Annotated in this window: 10 protein-coding genes; 4 read left to right on the top strand and 6 right to left on the bottom strand. The window is 66.7% G+C overall.

Going from position 1 to position 14,603, the window contains the following annotated elements; translation table 11 throughout:
- Nucleotides 1–100 precede the first annotated feature (100 nt).
- Entirely contained in the window at nt 101–553 is a 453-nt protein-coding gene (locus ACAX67_RS11080) for a hypothetical protein (RefSeq protein WP_370703904.1), read from the bottom strand.
- A gap of 1,551 nt (nt 554–2,104) precedes the next feature.
- Between ACAX67_RS11080 and ACAX67_RS11075 the strand changes: the two genes are divergently transcribed.
- Together ACAX67_RS11075 and ACAX67_RS11070 are read left to right on the top strand one after the other, a co-directional pair.
- A complete protein-coding gene (locus tag ACAX67_RS11075; protein WP_370703903.1) occupies nt 2,105–2,305 on the top strand; it encodes a hypothetical protein in 201 nt (66 codons plus the stop codon).
- Nucleotides 2,306–2,362: 57 nt separating this feature from the next.
- Entirely contained in the window at nt 2,363–2,758 is a 396-nt protein-coding gene (locus tag ACAX67_RS11070) for a ClpX C4-type zinc finger protein (RefSeq protein ID WP_370703902.1), read from the top strand.
- Here the strand turns inward: ACAX67_RS11070 and ACAX67_RS11065 are convergent.
- The 5 genes from ACAX67_RS11065 to ACAX67_RS11045 all read right to left on the bottom strand — a co-directional run bounded on the left by ACAX67_RS11065 (nt 2,719) and on the right by ACAX67_RS11045 (nt 12,328).
- The gene (locus tag ACAX67_RS11065) at nt 2,719–4,077 is read right to left on the bottom strand and encodes a cytochrome P450 (RefSeq protein WP_370703901.1); all 1,359 of its coding nucleotides are present in this window, start codon (nt 4,075–4,077) and stop codon (nt 2,719–2,721) included. The genes ACAX67_RS11070 and ACAX67_RS11065 overlap by 40 nt on opposite strands.
- Before the next feature lie 613 nt (nt 4,078–4,690).
- Nucleotides 4,691–10,057: a hypothetical protein gene (locus ACAX67_RS11060; protein ID WP_370703900.1), complete on the bottom strand. Its 5,367-nt coding sequence runs from the start codon at nt 10,055–10,057 to the stop codon at nt 4,691–4,693.
- Complete coding sequence (locus tag ACAX67_RS11055) at nt 10,054–10,764, bottom strand: hypothetical protein (RefSeq protein WP_370703899.1); 711 nt, start codon at nt 10,762–10,764, stop codon at nt 10,054–10,056. The genes ACAX67_RS11060 and ACAX67_RS11055 overlap by 4 nt, the downstream gene beginning before the upstream one ends.
- A gap of 113 nt (nt 10,765–10,877) precedes the next feature.
- A complete protein-coding gene (locus ACAX67_RS11050) occupies nt 10,878–11,531 on the bottom strand; it encodes an RNA polymerase sigma factor (RefSeq protein ID WP_370703898.1) in 654 nt (217 codons plus the stop codon).
- Nucleotides 11,528–12,328, bottom strand: coding sequence for a hypothetical protein (locus tag ACAX67_RS11045; RefSeq protein ID WP_370703897.1), 801 nt, complete (start codon nt 12,326–12,328; stop codon nt 11,528–11,530). The genes ACAX67_RS11050 and ACAX67_RS11045 overlap by 4 nt, the downstream gene beginning before the upstream one ends.
- Before the next feature lie 389 nt (nt 12,329–12,717).
- Between ACAX67_RS11045 and ACAX67_RS11040 the strand changes: the two genes are divergently transcribed.
- Both ACAX67_RS11040 and ACAX67_RS11035 read left to right on the top strand, forming a co-directional pair.
- Nucleotides 12,718–13,239 (top strand): hypothetical protein, encoded by a 522-nt coding sequence (locus ACAX67_RS11040; protein ID WP_370703896.1) that lies wholly within the window; start codon nt 12,718–12,720, stop codon nt 13,237–13,239.
- On the top strand, nt 13,239–14,600 hold the full coding sequence (locus ACAX67_RS11035) for an amidohydrolase family protein (protein ID WP_370704532.1): 1,362 nt from the start codon (nt 13,239–13,241) through the stop codon (nt 14,598–14,600). Before ACAX67_RS11040 ends, ACAX67_RS11035 begins: the two co-directional genes overlap by 1 nt.
- Nucleotides 14,601–14,603 lie beyond the last annotated feature (3 nt).

The following is a 14,603-nucleotide window of genomic DNA, read 5'->3' as shown; positions in this document are numbered from 1 at the left end:
CTATCATCAAAGATAGTATCACCAACGATAGTATCTTTCACGATAGTATCGGACCCGGACCGTCGGTCCGGCTGACGGCGTGAAAAGCCGAGGCGGTCGATCAGAGGAGACGCAGCGCCTCCATCAGCTGGTCGTTGGCGGCCACCTCCGCGGGCGAAAGTCCGAGCACCTCGGCTGCCAAGCCCACGGGGTCCTCGACGTCCACGTCGCACCACGGCCACGCTTCCGGTTCATGCTTTTCGAGCCGTTCGATCAGTCGGACGACCCGAACGGCCCGTTCCAGCGGGACGGCGACGACCAGTTCGTCGCGCCCACCGCGGTTGCGCCAGCTGTGGAGATCCAGGGCCGCGGTGACGACGTCGAACGTCGCAGTCTCGAGCCAGTCGGCGGCGCCTCGACCACTTCCCCACGTGTTGCATCGCCACTCGATCGCGTCAGGCGCCACGGCCTTTGCGCTGCTGTTCCATAGTGAATCGAGCAGGTGGGCGGCGGCGAAGACATCGAGCGGCGGGTGGTCCTCACGGCTCTGGGTCGTCGGCGTGGACTCGGGCATGAGGTCTCCTCAAGATCGGCGCTGTCGGCGTGTGGTCTGCCACGGTGCGGACAGCCCGGGTTGGCGCAATGTGCCCGCGCAGCCGGCTAGACGACTCTTGGGTGCGCGCCCTCGCCTGCTGAGCGACCTTGTGAGGAGGGAGAGGGCACCGACCGCGTTCAGCGCAGGCGAGCGTGCCCACCCGGTTCCTTCGAGGGGCGCCTGGCAGAGATCGAAAAAGTTCGCCCAGTTGATTGCGCATCCCGTCGAATCGTGACTGTCAACCTCATGCCACCCTCTGCAGATCCCCGTCTGGCGCCGATCCGAGGCTACGTGTGCCCCGAACTTGCCGATCTCCTCGAGAAAGCGTTGGCCTCGCCAGGTGGGGAGTCCGATGTCAGAGAAGAGGCTGAGCCCGACGCTGTCACCTTCACGCTGGTCGACCCGCCGCACTGAGTCCCTTGCCGATCATCCACGCCTGACCGGTTGGAGACGACGGCGTCCGCCTCGTCAAGATGAGCAGCCGTCGGGGGGGCCACGAACGAGCAATCGCCCTTGGGGTGGGTGCGCGCCTGTGTCTCACCGCGGCTTGAGCAGCCCGAGCGGGTCGCGCACCACGACACGCTCGACGACATGTGACAACGCGCATCCAGAGGCGAGGCGTCGAGCGCCGGAGCTTGGTAGGGGCCTGTGCGCCGAGGAGAAGAACTTGCTCTTGTGAGCTGAGGCCGCGTTCAATGCCGGATCGGCGCCCTTCACCAACGTGTCGGCTCCCTGCCGTGAACCGCTACCGGCCAGCGCGGGCGGCCTGAGATGATTGCGCTTGTGGCGCCAACGGCTGCACACCGTCGGTTCTCCTTTGACGTTGCGATCGTGGTTCACGGCGACCGGCTTCGCGGTGGTGGCGGGCTTGTTGCCCTCACTTGGCTAGACGTTGACGCTGAGTGCCGGACTGACCCTGCCGGCGGGGCGCTTCGCCAACGGTCCTGGGAGTTCCGCGATGACGGCGTCAGTGTCGGTCGGGTCGAAGGTCGACGCCGCGTACCCGGTCACGGGTTCGGGCCCCGGCGGAGGCGCAGGCCAGGCGATGCGTCCCGAGCCGACGATGCCCAGGATCATCGTCCGGCGACCATGCCCGCTGCCCTCACTGGCGCTACGCCGCGACGGCTGAAGTCATGCGCGATCGAGGGAACGGCTCGCCGACCAACCGGCAGGGGCGTCCAGCGCCGACCAGGAGCCGGCGTGGGCAACGCGCTATTCCGAGACCTTCTCTCCAGGGGATAGCACCAGACGGCTGTGGATAGCAACGGATAGCAATCCGGTGGTGCCCCCAGCCGGCAGGGCCTGTCCCCGGCGGGCGGGGCGCCAGTTGTACCGTCAGGAAATACTTGACATACTGCCGGACATTGCACCGGCGTCACGCGCGTGCCTTCGTGAGGGGGCATGGCCGGTTGCCACTCAACTTCGAAGGAGTGGATGGTGAAGGGTATCGAGCCGAGATCCGTTCACCGGCCAGATCGGCTCCGTGGCCGGCCTGCAACGCTCGACGACCAAGCGTTACGCACTATGCCGGTGGAGGATCTGCTGGAGCTCCTCGTCGAGCTGGAAGCTCAAGTGGGTGCTTCGATGAAGGACCTGCGCACGTGCGTGGCGTTGCTGCGTCGGCGGAGGGCGACGTGGCGCGAGATAGGTGGCGCGTTGAACGTGTCGCGTCAAGCGGCCTGGCAGCGCTTCCACGACGTGCCGAATCGAGAATCCGGTCGGGCGGGCTAGTCTGGGTGTCCTTGGCAGTCATTGACTGCCCCGAGGAGGCGGCAGGAGGGGTCTTGCATGGTTGAGCGCGTTCTTGAGGAGAAGCTCTGCTCGTTCTGCGGCGAACCAGGTTCGCCCGAACGGCGGCTCGCAGGTGGGTTGGGCGCAATGATCTGCTTTGAATGCCTGGAGTCCTACTACGAGCATTCGCGATCCCAGAAGCGGGTGACCGATGCGACCCGCCCGGTTTGGAACGACATGTCCGACGCGCAGCTGCTCGCGACGCTGCCGTTGATCTTGAAGTCGGCGCAGCAGAACGCAGATTTCGCCCGTGACTGGGTCGAGTTCATTCGGGCACGCAAGATCTCTTGGGCCGAGATCGGCAAGGCGCTCGGAGTGTCGCGGCAGGCGGCTTGGGAAAGGTTCGCCAATCGTCAGGCGGACACCGGGTCGCCGAAGAAGGTTCGCGCCTGACGCGGCTGTCCTGGGCCCTGAACCGGCCCAGATGCGAGTGGGTCTGACAGCGGTGTGAGGTGCAGTCGCAGACCATCGGGGAGCAGCGTGGTGCGCGGGTTGGCGCTGATCTTGCCTGGCGCCGGCCGAATGTTGTAGTTCGTCACGGCAGTGGCCACGGCGGCGCGCAGCAGAACCTGAGCCAGGTTGCGGCCTGGGCACAGGTGGATGCCGGCGCCGAAGGCAAGGAAGGCGGCCTGTGCGGGCCGATATTCAAGCCAACGGTCGGGAAGGAACCGAGCAGCATCAACAAAGAACGACTCGTCGCGATGGATGACGTAGGGGCTGATGAGGAAGTTGTGCCCGCGTTTGAAGTGCCAGCCTTGCACGTCCACGTCGGTTTGGGCGGTTCGCGTGATCATCCAGGTCGGCGGGTAGAGGCGCAGACCTTCCATGACGACGCGCGCAACGAGGTTCATCTCGGTGTGGCGCTTGCTGGGCATCGCTCGCAGCTCGGCTCGGACGGCTTCTTGGACATCAGCGTGCTGGGAGAGCAGCATGAGCAGCCACGCTCCGCCGGCGGCGGGGACGCGGTGGCCGGCCAGCAAGGCTCCGATGACCATGTCGGCGATTCGCGAGATCGTGTGGCTGGAGTTGCTTGCCATCATCTTCGCGGCGGCGTCGTGGAATCGCCCCGGGTCGGCTGCTCTCGCCTCGAGCGCGGCTACGACCGGCTCCCGAACGGCGCGGTAGAGGTGTTCGATGTTGCGCCGGGTGGGTGAGCGGACCCACGCGGGCAGGGCGAAGGGGTTGCCGATGATGAGGCCGAGTTCGTCGAGGAGGGCGCCGACGGTCGCGGCGATGTTGTCCGCCCCGGAGCCGAAGTAGAACTGTGAAAGTGCTTGGGAGAAGGCCTGCTCCAACACCGGTGTGGGATTCATGCCGCCGGAGGCGGGTCGGGCGTCTTCGAACGCGTCGAGGAGCTTGTCGGCCAGGAGCGCGGCGACCCCTTGGGAGGTGCGGGCCCGCAGTGCGGCATTCAGCAAGGGCCGGGGCGCGAGACGATCTGTCATTTCTTGGCTATTGATGCGCTGTTGAAGGAAGTTGTCGCGAACGTCGAAGGCACCAGATCGGTCGCGAAGAATTTCCAGAGCGGGAGCTGCATCGTTGATGGCTGTCGATCGCGGCGCGAGTCTGGCCACGGCACCGTACTCGTCGCGGAGCCGGGTCAGGAAGCCGAGACGGTCGGCCTCGTAGGCGGCCAGGTTCCCAGACAGGAGCGAACCCCGCGGCCCGGGTGGTCGTGTCTGAGCAACACGGGCGGTGCGCGGGGTTCGCATCAAGGACCTACGCCCAGTAGTAGTGCGCGGCGGTGTCGCGTCCTTGGGTCGCCTGGATCAGTCGAGCGAAGAGGAACTTGAACGAACGCATGAGAATCTCCTGTCAAGGTAAGTATGACTAACGACAAGGGCACCTTGACACAGGTGGCGGTGTCACGCAACCGGTTCGAGACGATCGGCGACACCGATGGCCGGTGCCGCCGCTTCTGTCCTAGGCAGTCGCAGCAGTTGCCCGCCGTCTCCGAGGCGTATGGGGAGGGCGCGGTCTTCAGCACGTCGTTCTCGGCCGAACCAGGAGAGTTGCGCGGTGCCGCGTTAGTGGGGTGGCGCGGATCCTCGGCCCCGGGGGGGTGCAGAACAAGAGTGCCGTAGAGATGCCTGGGCCAGGAAGGCAGCCGGGCGTGATGGAGGGAATGCGGCAACGAGGCGGTTGCCGACCCCGAGGGGTGTGTCATCTCGCGCCTGTGTGAGATCGCGCCCGCTGACGAGGCCTACATGTAGGGGTCTACCGCTGACGTTGCGTCACCCGCGCCTCGAGGATGGGCGCCGGGCAGGTGAAGAGGTCGGATGCGATGCAGGGCTACCGTCGCACGAAGCCGGACTTCGCCGTGGCTCACAGCAGCGCGAACAGCAGATCCTTGACTCTGGCCGCCTCCGGTTCGCCGACCGCCAGCTCTGACTCGGCGTCTTCGGCGATGTCCATGCAGATGCTCGGAGTTAGGGTGGTGCGCAGGATCGGGTCGACGGCTGCGCAACGCAAGAGCTCGGCGCGCCATCCATGGCCCGCCTCGCGTACGGTGGCCGCCACCTCACGCGCCAGATCGGTGGCGTCCAAGGACGCGCTCAGTCCGGCGCGAGACAGGGCGAGGACGCGTGCCAGCCGCGCGGTGGAGGACCACGTGGCGCGCGAGCTGCTATCGGCGTCGGCCCACGCCGGGTCGATCGAACCTCCGAGCGCGGCTATGGCCCAGGCCCGGGTCCGGGTGTCGGGAATGGTCATCGCTGCGGCTGTTGCCTGCAGGGTGGTGGTCCCCGGTGCGAGGCGATTCACAGTGATCGCGAGTTGTCCGAGTTGGTGCCAGTGACGGTTGTGGTTGACCACGAATCCTCGGGTGGCGTGGTGGATCAGCGCCTGCGATGCGGCGCTCGCGTGGGCGGCGGCGAGGCCGGGGTCGATGTCGTGGATCGCTTCGAGCAGGAGTGCCGCGGTGCGGGGGGTGGTGCGTTGGGTTGCGTCGCCGGGCAGGTGCTGTGCGATGAGAGCTGCGCTGCCGTCTGGACCCCACAGGGACAGCGCATTGATGAGGGTCGCGGCCCGTTCGAGGTCTCCTGGAGACCCTTGGGACAGTCGGCTGCCAATGGCGCGAATTCTCAAGGCGTCAGCCCACTCGGCAGCCAGTGTGGTGCTGTCGCCGCGGCAGGCTGCCACCAAACCGCGGAGCATCGATTCGGCGCTGCGCACGGATCTGACGGTTGCGGCCTGTGAAAGCCAGTCGCGTCGCAGCAGGTGCAGGTGCCGGTCGTTGAGCCACATGGTGGCCCGGCTCATCATGATGAGCGTCGCCCCGACTTGGGCAGCGGTGTCCATGTCGAGGATGCCGCGGACTCGAGCGTTCCAGCTTTCGTGTGCAGTGAGGTCGCGCCCGATGCCCCGTGCGCGAGGAGGGTCGACCTTGTAGATCGCTTGAACCAGTTCGACGGCCCTCGCCGGGTTGACGAACTGGCGTTGCACGAGGCGGGTGAGCCCGGGCGCAGGGGTGGAGCGGTTGCGGTGGGCGCGAGCGACCGACAGCGGGGTGGGCGGTGGCGCGCTTGCGGGAGTGGTCTGCGTCGTGGTTTCCCCACCGGGTGTCGGCGCGACCTTTGATGGCGCGGCGGTGACGGTCAGGTTCGGGTTGCGTGGCGGAGCGGTGAGCCAGTGGCCGGCGGTGTTGATCGTGTCGAGACGCGCGGTCGCGTTTCGAGCGGCAGTGGGCGACATCTTCCTCAACACACTCAGCGCTTGGCTGAGCTGGCCGGGGTGGTGCAGCTGTCGGAGTCTGATGGCCCAGTCGCCGCCGGGATGTGTTTCGTCCAGTAGTGCTTGAACATGAAATTCGATGCCGGCCTCGGTGAGGAACCCGGCGTAGGCGTGGAGCGCTTGGAGAGCGGAAAGGCAGTCGGTGCTTCTCAGCTTGACCAGGGAGGTGGGCAGCCAGTGGCGTTCGAGGAGGTGGCTGACGAACGTGCGGTCTGAGGTGCGGTCCAAGGCACAGGACAGTTGAAGGTAGGCGCCGCGCGCGGTGATCGATTGGCTTTCGCAGATGCGGTGCAGCAGCAGGTCGTTGCTGATCTCGGGATCGAGCAGGGTGAGGAATTCTGTACCGACGTCGTTGTGTTGTGCCAGCAGAAGAGCGAGACGCGCGGCGCTGTCCTTGTCGTTGTCGTGCGCTTCGGCTGCGACGACGCGGCAGCACCGTTCGAGGAGACCGCGCAGCTCGTCGGCGGGCAGTTCGCCGGCGAGGAGAGCGCTCACGGTGTGGAGAACCACGGTGCTGCGCAGTTCGGAGCTGAGGCCGTGGCGCACCAGAGGCAGGAGGCGTGAAGTGAGTTGTCGGGTGAAGCTTTCGGCCCCGCCGGGACCGTAGGTGGTGTCGACTGCGGCGACTGCGCCAAGCACGTGGCCCACTGCCTTGAGGTCGCCGGTGGCGGTGATCGAGTCGGTCAGAGAGGTCAGCACCGATTCCGATGGGGTGCCGTCAGGATCGTGCAGTGCGGAGAGCAGGACGGCGGGGTGGGCCCGGGTCAGGGCGCGCATGGTGAGCGCGGAAACGAACGGCGCGACGCGGGAGTCTTCAGCCCACAGGTCGCGGCGCAGCCAGGTGTCGAATCCGGCGGTGCTCACGACGACTCGCGCGGCCCACCGGTCGACTTCTCGCAGCAGCAGGAGTCCTTCGGCGACGATGCGGGCCTCGGAGTGGGGAAGCTTGCGACCTGTGGCGATGCCGATGCGTTTGTGAAGCGGTTCGGGGTCGGGCGGGCTGTAGAGCAGGAGACGGATCGCGTGCTGTGCCAGGACCAGACCGGCTTCGTCGTGGTCGGTGACGGCCAGGAGGGTCTTGATGCCGCGGGAGTGGCGCATCGCTTCAAGTGTTTGGTGCTGCCGCCGGTCCCAGCTGTATTTCAGTGCGTCGTCGATGAGCTTGACCACGGCGCGGTGGTCCTGGATCGAGTAAGGGTTGGCGCGTTCGGTGGCAAGGCTCGCAAGGGCGGGCAGGTCGCGGGCAGCGAGCTCGTCGAAGAAGAGGCCGAGTTCGTGAATGAACCGCATCCCTTCGCTGGGTGGGGCTTGGGCCAGGGTGGTGCGCATCTGGGTGCTGACGTCGCGCAGCACGTCGCGATAGTCGGCGAGGAGGTTGTCCGGGTCGGGATCGCGAGGATTGTTCAGCAGGTCCCTGTGGGCCCGAAGTGCGTAGAGGCAGGAGGTCGCTTCGCGGATCTTCAGGCCGCCCCACCCTTGAGCCGACAGTGACCTGAGGAAGGTGGCGAACAGCTCGCGCCGGGTTGTGTGGTCGAAGTTGTGTCCGCCGGCCAGGAGGGCGTAGGCGAGAAGGGCGGGTGAGGAGGTGCTGCGCAGGTGGTGGGTGAACATGTCGGTTGCGAGATTGAGCAGTTGGCGGTGCAGCCTCTGCTCGACCGCGCCCGCTGATCGGACCAGGGCTGTGACCAGCCGGGTCGTCTGGTCATCGGGCTCGGACAGGAACGGGTCGAGGAAGGCCTTCAGGGCGGCGAACTGCTCCTGTGCGGTGCGTCGCCACTGTGGTTGGTCAGCGGACCGGCTGGCAGCGTCGCATCCGTGCAGGACGGCTCGGCAGGTGGCCCCGCGCGAGATGAACCACCGAGATAGGTGGTCGCTGTGCCCGCCAAGGCGGCGCACCTGCTGGACGGAGAGGTGGCGAAGCATCGCTGCAGGGACGGCGATGCCGAGGAGGCTGGCGGCGGCGACTGCTCGTGCGTCAGCCAGTTCGAGGTCGGTCATGCCTGCTTGGGTGCGTTCGGCGTGTTCTCTCACGATGGCGTTTGCCCGTTCGGCGGGTCTCGCCTGAGTCCCCGCGCTGGGGTCGTGCCCGCCGCCGTCGGCGCTGCGAGCGGTGATGTCGGTGTCGGCGGGGGTGGCGGGCCGGTCAGTTTGAGGTGTCGCGCCCGCGCCGGACCGGGTGTTGCCGAGAAGTGCGGCGGCTGTGTTGAGGTCTTGGCTGGCACTGCTCGGGTGGGCGAGATCGATCAGGAGCCTGGTCAGCAACCACAGGTCTCCTTGCGCTTCTCGCACCGCGAGCGCTGTCACTTCCTCGTTGCACTCCAAGGTGTTGACGGTGAGGAAGTTGTGAGCGAACTGCAGGGCCTGTTCGGTTCCGCGCACGGTCGGTGTGTTGATGACTTGCTCGCAGGTCCAGCGTGTCCCGCCGGTGTAGAGGCACACGGCGACGACGAGTTGGTCCTCGGAGGCAGCGGGGATGAGGGACGCGTCAAGGTCGGTGGCGTCCTCATAAGGGATGAGGTCTTCGAGGACGAGCGCGACCGGGGATTCGGGCAAGGACAGCGCTCGTTTCGCGAGCTCGCAGATTCGAACGAGGTCACGTCCTTCCGGCAATTTTCCGCCCTCGGTGCGCACTTCGATGACGTTTCCGTGCCGCGGAGTTGCCCAATCCATGGCGAGGCGTCGAGCTTCCGTGGTGCGTCCGGTGCGGTTGGCGCCTCCGACGATTGCTGTCCGGTCGCCGTCTGAGACGCGGCTTCGCAATCTGAGCTGGGTGGGGGTGGTGGCGAGCGCTGCGTGTTCGCCGCTGGGGCTGGTGGGCAGATCGATGTCGGTGACGAGTTGCACGTCGACGCCTATCGATCTCAAAGCGTTGAGGGCGGTGGACTTCTCGGCTTCATCCCAGGCGGGACCCCAGGCGTGTTCGGCGACCGAACGCAAGGGTTGTGCATCGGTGAGGGGGAGCAGGTCGACGCCGGCATCGCGGGCGGCGGTGACTTTGCCGGGCAGTGATCCTTCAGGCAACGGGAGCAGAGTCCCGTCAAGGGTGACCGCGCCGGATGCGATTTGGCGCAGTGGAGGCAAGCCGAGGATGGCGCCCAGGACGTTCAGCGCCGTGGGCGCTCCGGCGGATTCGTCTCGGATGATGTAGCCGTCGGGTACGCCGTGCACCCTCGCGGGTTCGATGTGACTCCAGCTGGCGAGGTCGGCGTCGTCGACGCCCATGGACTGGGCTACGGCGATAGCTTCGTTGCGGGCTGCTCGGACGGCCCCGCGGAACTCAGGGGTGAGGCTCACGCCGTGTGGCTCACCGGCCCGGCTGCGGTCGGCAGCTTTGGCCGTCGGGTCGCCGCGGGTGGTGATGGCTCCGCCTTCGGTCAGGTCCATTGCGATCAGCATGCCGTTTCCGGTGACCTCGTGGACGACGGGGAAGCACACGGTGAGCGACCTCGGTTCGGGTGCGGTGCTGCTTCCCGGGATGGGGGTGGCCTGCGAGGTGGGGCTGCAGGGATGTAGCGCATAGCTTCCGCGGGCCTGGCGCGATGTAGGGACTTGCGTGATCCATTCGTCGCTGAGGGCTTCGAGTCGCCAGAAGCGGTGCTGCTCGCGCATGGCCTCTGTCACGCTCGCCCATATCGGGCCGGTCGCTGGGCTGGCGGGGTTGTCGAGGTCGGCGGTGCGCAGCAGCAGCAGTCCGAGTCCCCCTTCGCGGCTGTCGGCGCCGAGCCATTGGGGCACGGAGTCCACGACGTCGTGGACGTGGGTCGCGGACTGGTGCAGTGAGCCCCACAGTGCCTCGAGTGTGTCGCCGATGCGAGAGGCCAACGCGGTGGTCGTCGGTTGGTGGTCAGCCGGCTCGGCGCCGGGACTGGTCGCAGGGTGGGTCAGGCGGTCGATTTCTCGAACCGTCCTGTCGAGGTCGAGGAGCTGTGCCTGCATCTGCAGCGCGAGGCCGCAGATCATGAGTTGTCGCATTCGCCGCCGTCGCGGCGGCTGACGATGAGAAGTCGCCGCAGCAGCGTGGCGGGAGGTTCGCCGTCGGTGTTGGTCACGATGAGGGGCTTCTCGCCGCGGCGGGGGAGTTGCTCCATGGACGACTCCTCCAGCACGCAGGCAACGTGGTGGTCGGTCGGCGCTGCTTCCTGCCACACGTGGAGTCGGTTGCCCATGAGGGCGACGCCAACGATCGGGCGGGCAGCGACTTCGCTGGGCAGCTCATCGGCTGGGACAATCGCGTAGGTCGCCAGGGGTGTTTCGGTCGGCTTGGCGGTGTGGGCGGCAGCGAGGTTGAGGTCGGTGGAGACGACGCGCGCAACCGGACGCAGGTGGCTGCCGAGGTCGGATCGAGGTTCCTGGGGCGGCGCCGGTGTGGAAGGTTCCGCTTCCTCGAGCAGGTGTTCAACGACCGCGTGACCCAGCGGCGTAAGGGCGAGCCGGTCGGTGCGGATGACGCCAACCGACTGCAGCACCAGCCGGGACCCTGGCCCGAGGGCCTGCAGCCGCGTCGCTTGTCCTTCGGCGGTGAAGTACGCCAGCGTCGTCAGCACAGGAATGAGGGATGCGGGCAGGCTTGATGCCAGCGACTCGACCCGGGCGGCATCGATCGTGGGGCCGGACGCAGCTGACAAGCCGGTTGGGGGCGCAGCTCGAAAATGGCGGGCGTGTTCCATCACAGGACCTTCCAGAACGTGGGTGGGCGGGCCCCTGCAGCGTCGTTGGTGGCAGTAGCTGTGGGGCTCTCACTTCCACGTACGTATCCGCGGCGAACTTGTCCACCGGCGGTCTACCTTTCTTCGGTTGCGGCGATGTAGCTCCGAAAGCGGTTCAGCGTGTTGGCGACGGTGCTTTTGCCGATTCCGAGCGCACGCGCCACCTCGCGGACCGTGGGCGCTGCGAGCTCGCGTCCAGCCATGTTGAGCCAGGCCTCAACGACCTCGAGTACGAGGGTGTCGTCGGCGTCGGACGCGGCCGCGATCGCAGTCCGTATCGCCTCAACTGACGCGATGGCGTCGAGCAGCGCGGTGACTTGCTCGATGTCGGTGGCTTGCTCGGCTTGCGATTGGAGGATGTAGTCGTCCGCGGGCAATGGAAGAGGTGCTTTGCGGTGTCGGTCGCGCACGACGTTGGCGGCGATGGTCAGCAGATAGCCGCTGGGTGAGCCGAGGGGGGACACGTGGCCTTGCTGGACTGCTCTGATGTAGCGGGTCAGCGCTTCTTGAGCGATGTCTTCGGTGTCCTGGTGATGGCCGGCGACCCGCCGGCTGATCAGGCGGGGCAGGGTGCGGACAACCTCGGTGAGCGCGCGTGCCAAATCCGCTTCTTGCGCGCTGTCCAAAGTGGTGCGTTGTTGGAGGCGCAGGAGCATCGAGACCTCTGAGCAGGCGGTGTCGAAGGCGCTGCGGCCAGCAGGCGGGTGGGTGCCGGGCGGAGAGGTCATCGGCGGCCTGCGCTATGCAGAGCGCTGCGGCGTTTCCGGCGTCGGTTCCTTGTGTCGTGTGTCGGGTCTTGAGTGGTCGTCTCGGCCTCTCGTGCGGCCTCGCGGCCCCAACGGCGCGTCTTGAACTCATCGGCGACTACTTCGAAGAGCGCGAACGCGGCACGGGTGCGTTGTTGTTCGGCGGCGAGAGGGTCGATCAGGACGTCCATGTGCGCATAGAGGTTGGTCTTGGTAGCGGTTGCGTGGGCCGCTTCCTTCTTGGCGGTCGTCGGTTTCGACGCCACTCGGTCCAGGTAGCTGGCGAGCTCTTGGGCACTCATGAGTAGTCGTGCGGGGTCGGTTGGTGCCTTGTCGCGTTGTGCTGCGAGCGTTTCGTCGACTTTGCGATCGGTCAACTTGTTCAGTCGTCGTTGGACACGTCCGTAGATCAGGACCAGCGCGGACAGCACCGGCAGGGCGCTCCCGGTGGGGACGCCGGTGCCGGGCTCGGTGGCGGAGGCATTGAACGGGTCAGTGGTGTCGGCGCGCAGGCCGGCCCAAGCGACTGCGGCCGCGAGGAGGCCGCGCAGCAACGGGTTGTGCACGGTGGTGAGCGGCGTCATGGCCAGGCAGACTCCGCCGCCCACAGCCGCGGGTAGGAGTGCCAGCAGGCAGCGGCGTGTCCCGTAGCCGGTCTTGCCGAGCCAGCGTCGCCAGTAGGCGGTGTCGTCGACATCGAAGTCGAGGTCGGCTGCCCACGCGGTGAGCAGGGCAGCGATCAGGGTTGCGGTGATGGTGGCGGCAAGGGGGGAGGTCACGTCAGCTCGTTCCTCCTTCCGTGCGGGTCCTTGTGCTGTTGACAAGTACGCCGGCGGACGCAGCGGCGTCCACGACTGTGTGCGAGGTGAGAACGAAGAGAATCAGCAGAGGAGCGGGACGTCAAGCAATCCTTGACCAACGTGAGATGATGGGCGCCGGCACGACGGCGAGCTCCCAACGCGGCTGGCTCGGCGACGACATGAGCTCAGCTAGTTGCCGGGCGGCCCTTGTGTGGCTCGTCAGGGAGCGGGGCGGCGCGTTTTCTGGCGCGATGTGGCTGCCCGGGTCAGTCGTCGACGACGGAAGGACGCAAGAGATCCTTGACAAAGGTGCCGGCGGGGTGCCACGTTTCGGATGCTGCTGTCGGTGATTGAAGGCGGGCCGCGACATGAGCGCATTCAGTATCGGAGGCGAAGCGTCCACGACGCACTCGAACGCGGGCGGCCGCCAACCTACGAAGGCGCCCGCCAGTGGCGCGCCGGCGACGTTCGTGAAGTGGATTCCGGGGGAGGCGATCACCTTCTACGCCGCTGTTCTCGGCCTGGGTGCTTCTCAAGGAGAGCTCACCGGGAACGAGACTCCGCGTCAGCTCCTTCAACGCATCGATGCCTCGTCGCCGGGCTGGTTCTTCCTGGGCGCCGGGCTGGCGGCGGCGCTGGTCGTCGCCGGCGCGTGGACGGGCGGGCCGTCGACCCGGACCGCGGGCAAGGTGTCGAGGGCAAGCGTTTGCGCCCGGGTGTCCTTGACGTTGGTGTCGTTCCTCATCTGGGCCACTGCCCTTCCCGGGGCATGGCCCTCGGGTTGGCATGTGGTGCAGGACATGGGCGACGCCTACGCCTTGTTCCTTGTTCCATTGGCCGCCCTGTTCTCGGCGCTGGCCCTGGCCTTCACCCAGAGGTGGGACCTGTGATGGTGTCTGACAGCCCCGCCACCCGCGTCGACATTCACTGCCACACGTTCAACGGCGCGGACCTTCCGGTGGAAGGATTCGTGCGTCGGGTCGTCCTGCGTGACAAGGACTGGCCCGGGTGGGTCAAGGCGCGGCTCGCCAGGTGGGCTGATGGTCTTGTTCAAAGTCCGGGCCTGGGTTACGAACCCGAACGCAGCATCTTGCAAATGATGCTCGACCATCCGAGGCGCGACCTGCTGCTGAGCGCTGAGGAGCAGGTGGCCGACGAGCGGTTCAATCTTCAGGTCGAGCAGGACGAAGCGGCGTTGGCCGCCCACGATCCAGCCACTGCCGCCTACCTTGGTTTGGCGCCGCGACAGGTTCGGCGCCTGGATCGTGGTGAGACGAGCGCGTTCGTGAAGTTCGCTCGCAACCTTGCCAGTTCCCGACTCGACGTGGCTCGACGATTGGTCGCCACCTATCCGAGCGTCGATGTGTTCACGCCGATGTTGGTCGACATGGCTTACGGCGTAGGAGACAAACCCCTCACGACAGTGGCAGAGCAGATCGATCTGCACGAGAAGATCAGCAGCTTGTCGATCATGGGTCGGCTCACGCAACGCTCGGCGTTGCTGTTGCCATTCGTCGGGTTCGACCCGCGTCGAGAGCAGCACGCTCCGGGAGCGCTGGGGCTGGTTCAGGATGCGGTGATGCACCGCGGTTTCGCCGGCGTGAAGATGTATCCGCCGATGGGGTTCTCCCCGCTCGGCAACGACGAGCCCGAGATCGACGGCATTCTGGACGACCTCTACTCCTGGTGCGAGACCGAGGATGTGCCGATCACCGTTCATTGCAACAAGACCCAGGGCGCAAGCAATGCCAGCAACGACGAACGCTCAGACCCGGCGGTGTGGGCGACGGTTTTGGACAAGCATCCGGGCCTTCATCTGAATCTCGGGCACTTCGGCGGGGTCCGCCGGACGGCGAACAAGCCGTTTTGGCCCACCGAGATCGCCCGGCTCGCCAGATTCGACCATCTCTACGCGGACCTGGGCTGTCACACCGACCTGCTCCAGCCTCCCGGCCCGAACGCTTATGCCGAGATGCTGCGCGGTGTGCTGACCGGTGCGGGGGCCGCGATGCGGGATCGGCTCATGTACGGCTCGGACTGGTCGATGCTGTTGGAGCATCCGGGCTGTGAGGGCTACGTGGAGGCAGTCTCGGCCGCGTTCCCTGAGGGTGAGCACGACCGTCTGCTCGGCGGGAGGGCGTTGGACTTCCTCGGCTTGGGGACCGTGCTGAATGAGAACGGGCACCGACTGAGGGACCGGATCACCGCTTTGGGAGCGGACCCCGCGACATGGTTCGCGCCGCGGCGCTGAACC

The sequence above is a fragment of the Nocardioides candidus genome, from assembly GCF_041321175.1.
Taxonomy (GTDB): domain Bacteria; phylum Actinomycetota; class Actinomycetes; order Propionibacteriales; family Nocardioidaceae; genus Nocardioides.
The sequence above is the reverse complement of the archived record's forward strand: the minus strand, read 5'-3'. Positions and strand labels throughout refer to the sequence as shown.

What these genes read in the sequence shown, in the direction of transcription:
- ACAX67_RS11080 (WP_370703904.1), bottom strand. Translation starts at nt 553, where the DNA reads ATGCCCGAGTCCACGCCGACGACCCAGAGCCGTGAGGACCACCCGCCG.
- ACAX67_RS11070 (WP_370703902.1), top strand. Translation starts at nt 2,363, where the DNA reads ATGGTTGAGCGCGTTCTTGAGGAGAAGCTCTGCTCGTTCTGCGGCGAA.
- ACAX67_RS11065 (WP_370703901.1), bottom strand. Translation starts at nt 4,077, where the DNA reads ATGCGAACCCCGCGCACCGCCCGTGTTGCTCAGACACGACCACCCGGG.
- ACAX67_RS11060 (WP_370703900.1), bottom strand. Translation starts at nt 10,057, where the DNA reads ATGATCTGCGGCCTCGCGCTGCAGATGCAGGCACAGCTCCTCGACCTC.
- ACAX67_RS11055 (WP_370703899.1), bottom strand. Translation starts at nt 10,764, where the DNA reads ATGGAACACGCCCGCCATTTTCGAGCTGCGCCCCCAACCGGCTTGTCA.
- ACAX67_RS11050 (WP_370703898.1), bottom strand. Translation starts at nt 11,531, where the DNA reads ATGACCTCTCCGCCCGGCACCCACCCGCCTGCTGGCCGCAGCGCCTTC.
- ACAX67_RS11040 (WP_370703896.1), top strand. Translation starts at nt 12,718, where the DNA reads ATGAGCGCATTCAGTATCGGAGGCGAAGCGTCCACGACGCACTCGAAC.
- ACAX67_RS11035 (WP_370704532.1), top strand. Translation starts at nt 13,239, where the DNA reads ATGGTGTCTGACAGCCCCGCCACCCGCGTCGACATTCACTGCCACACG.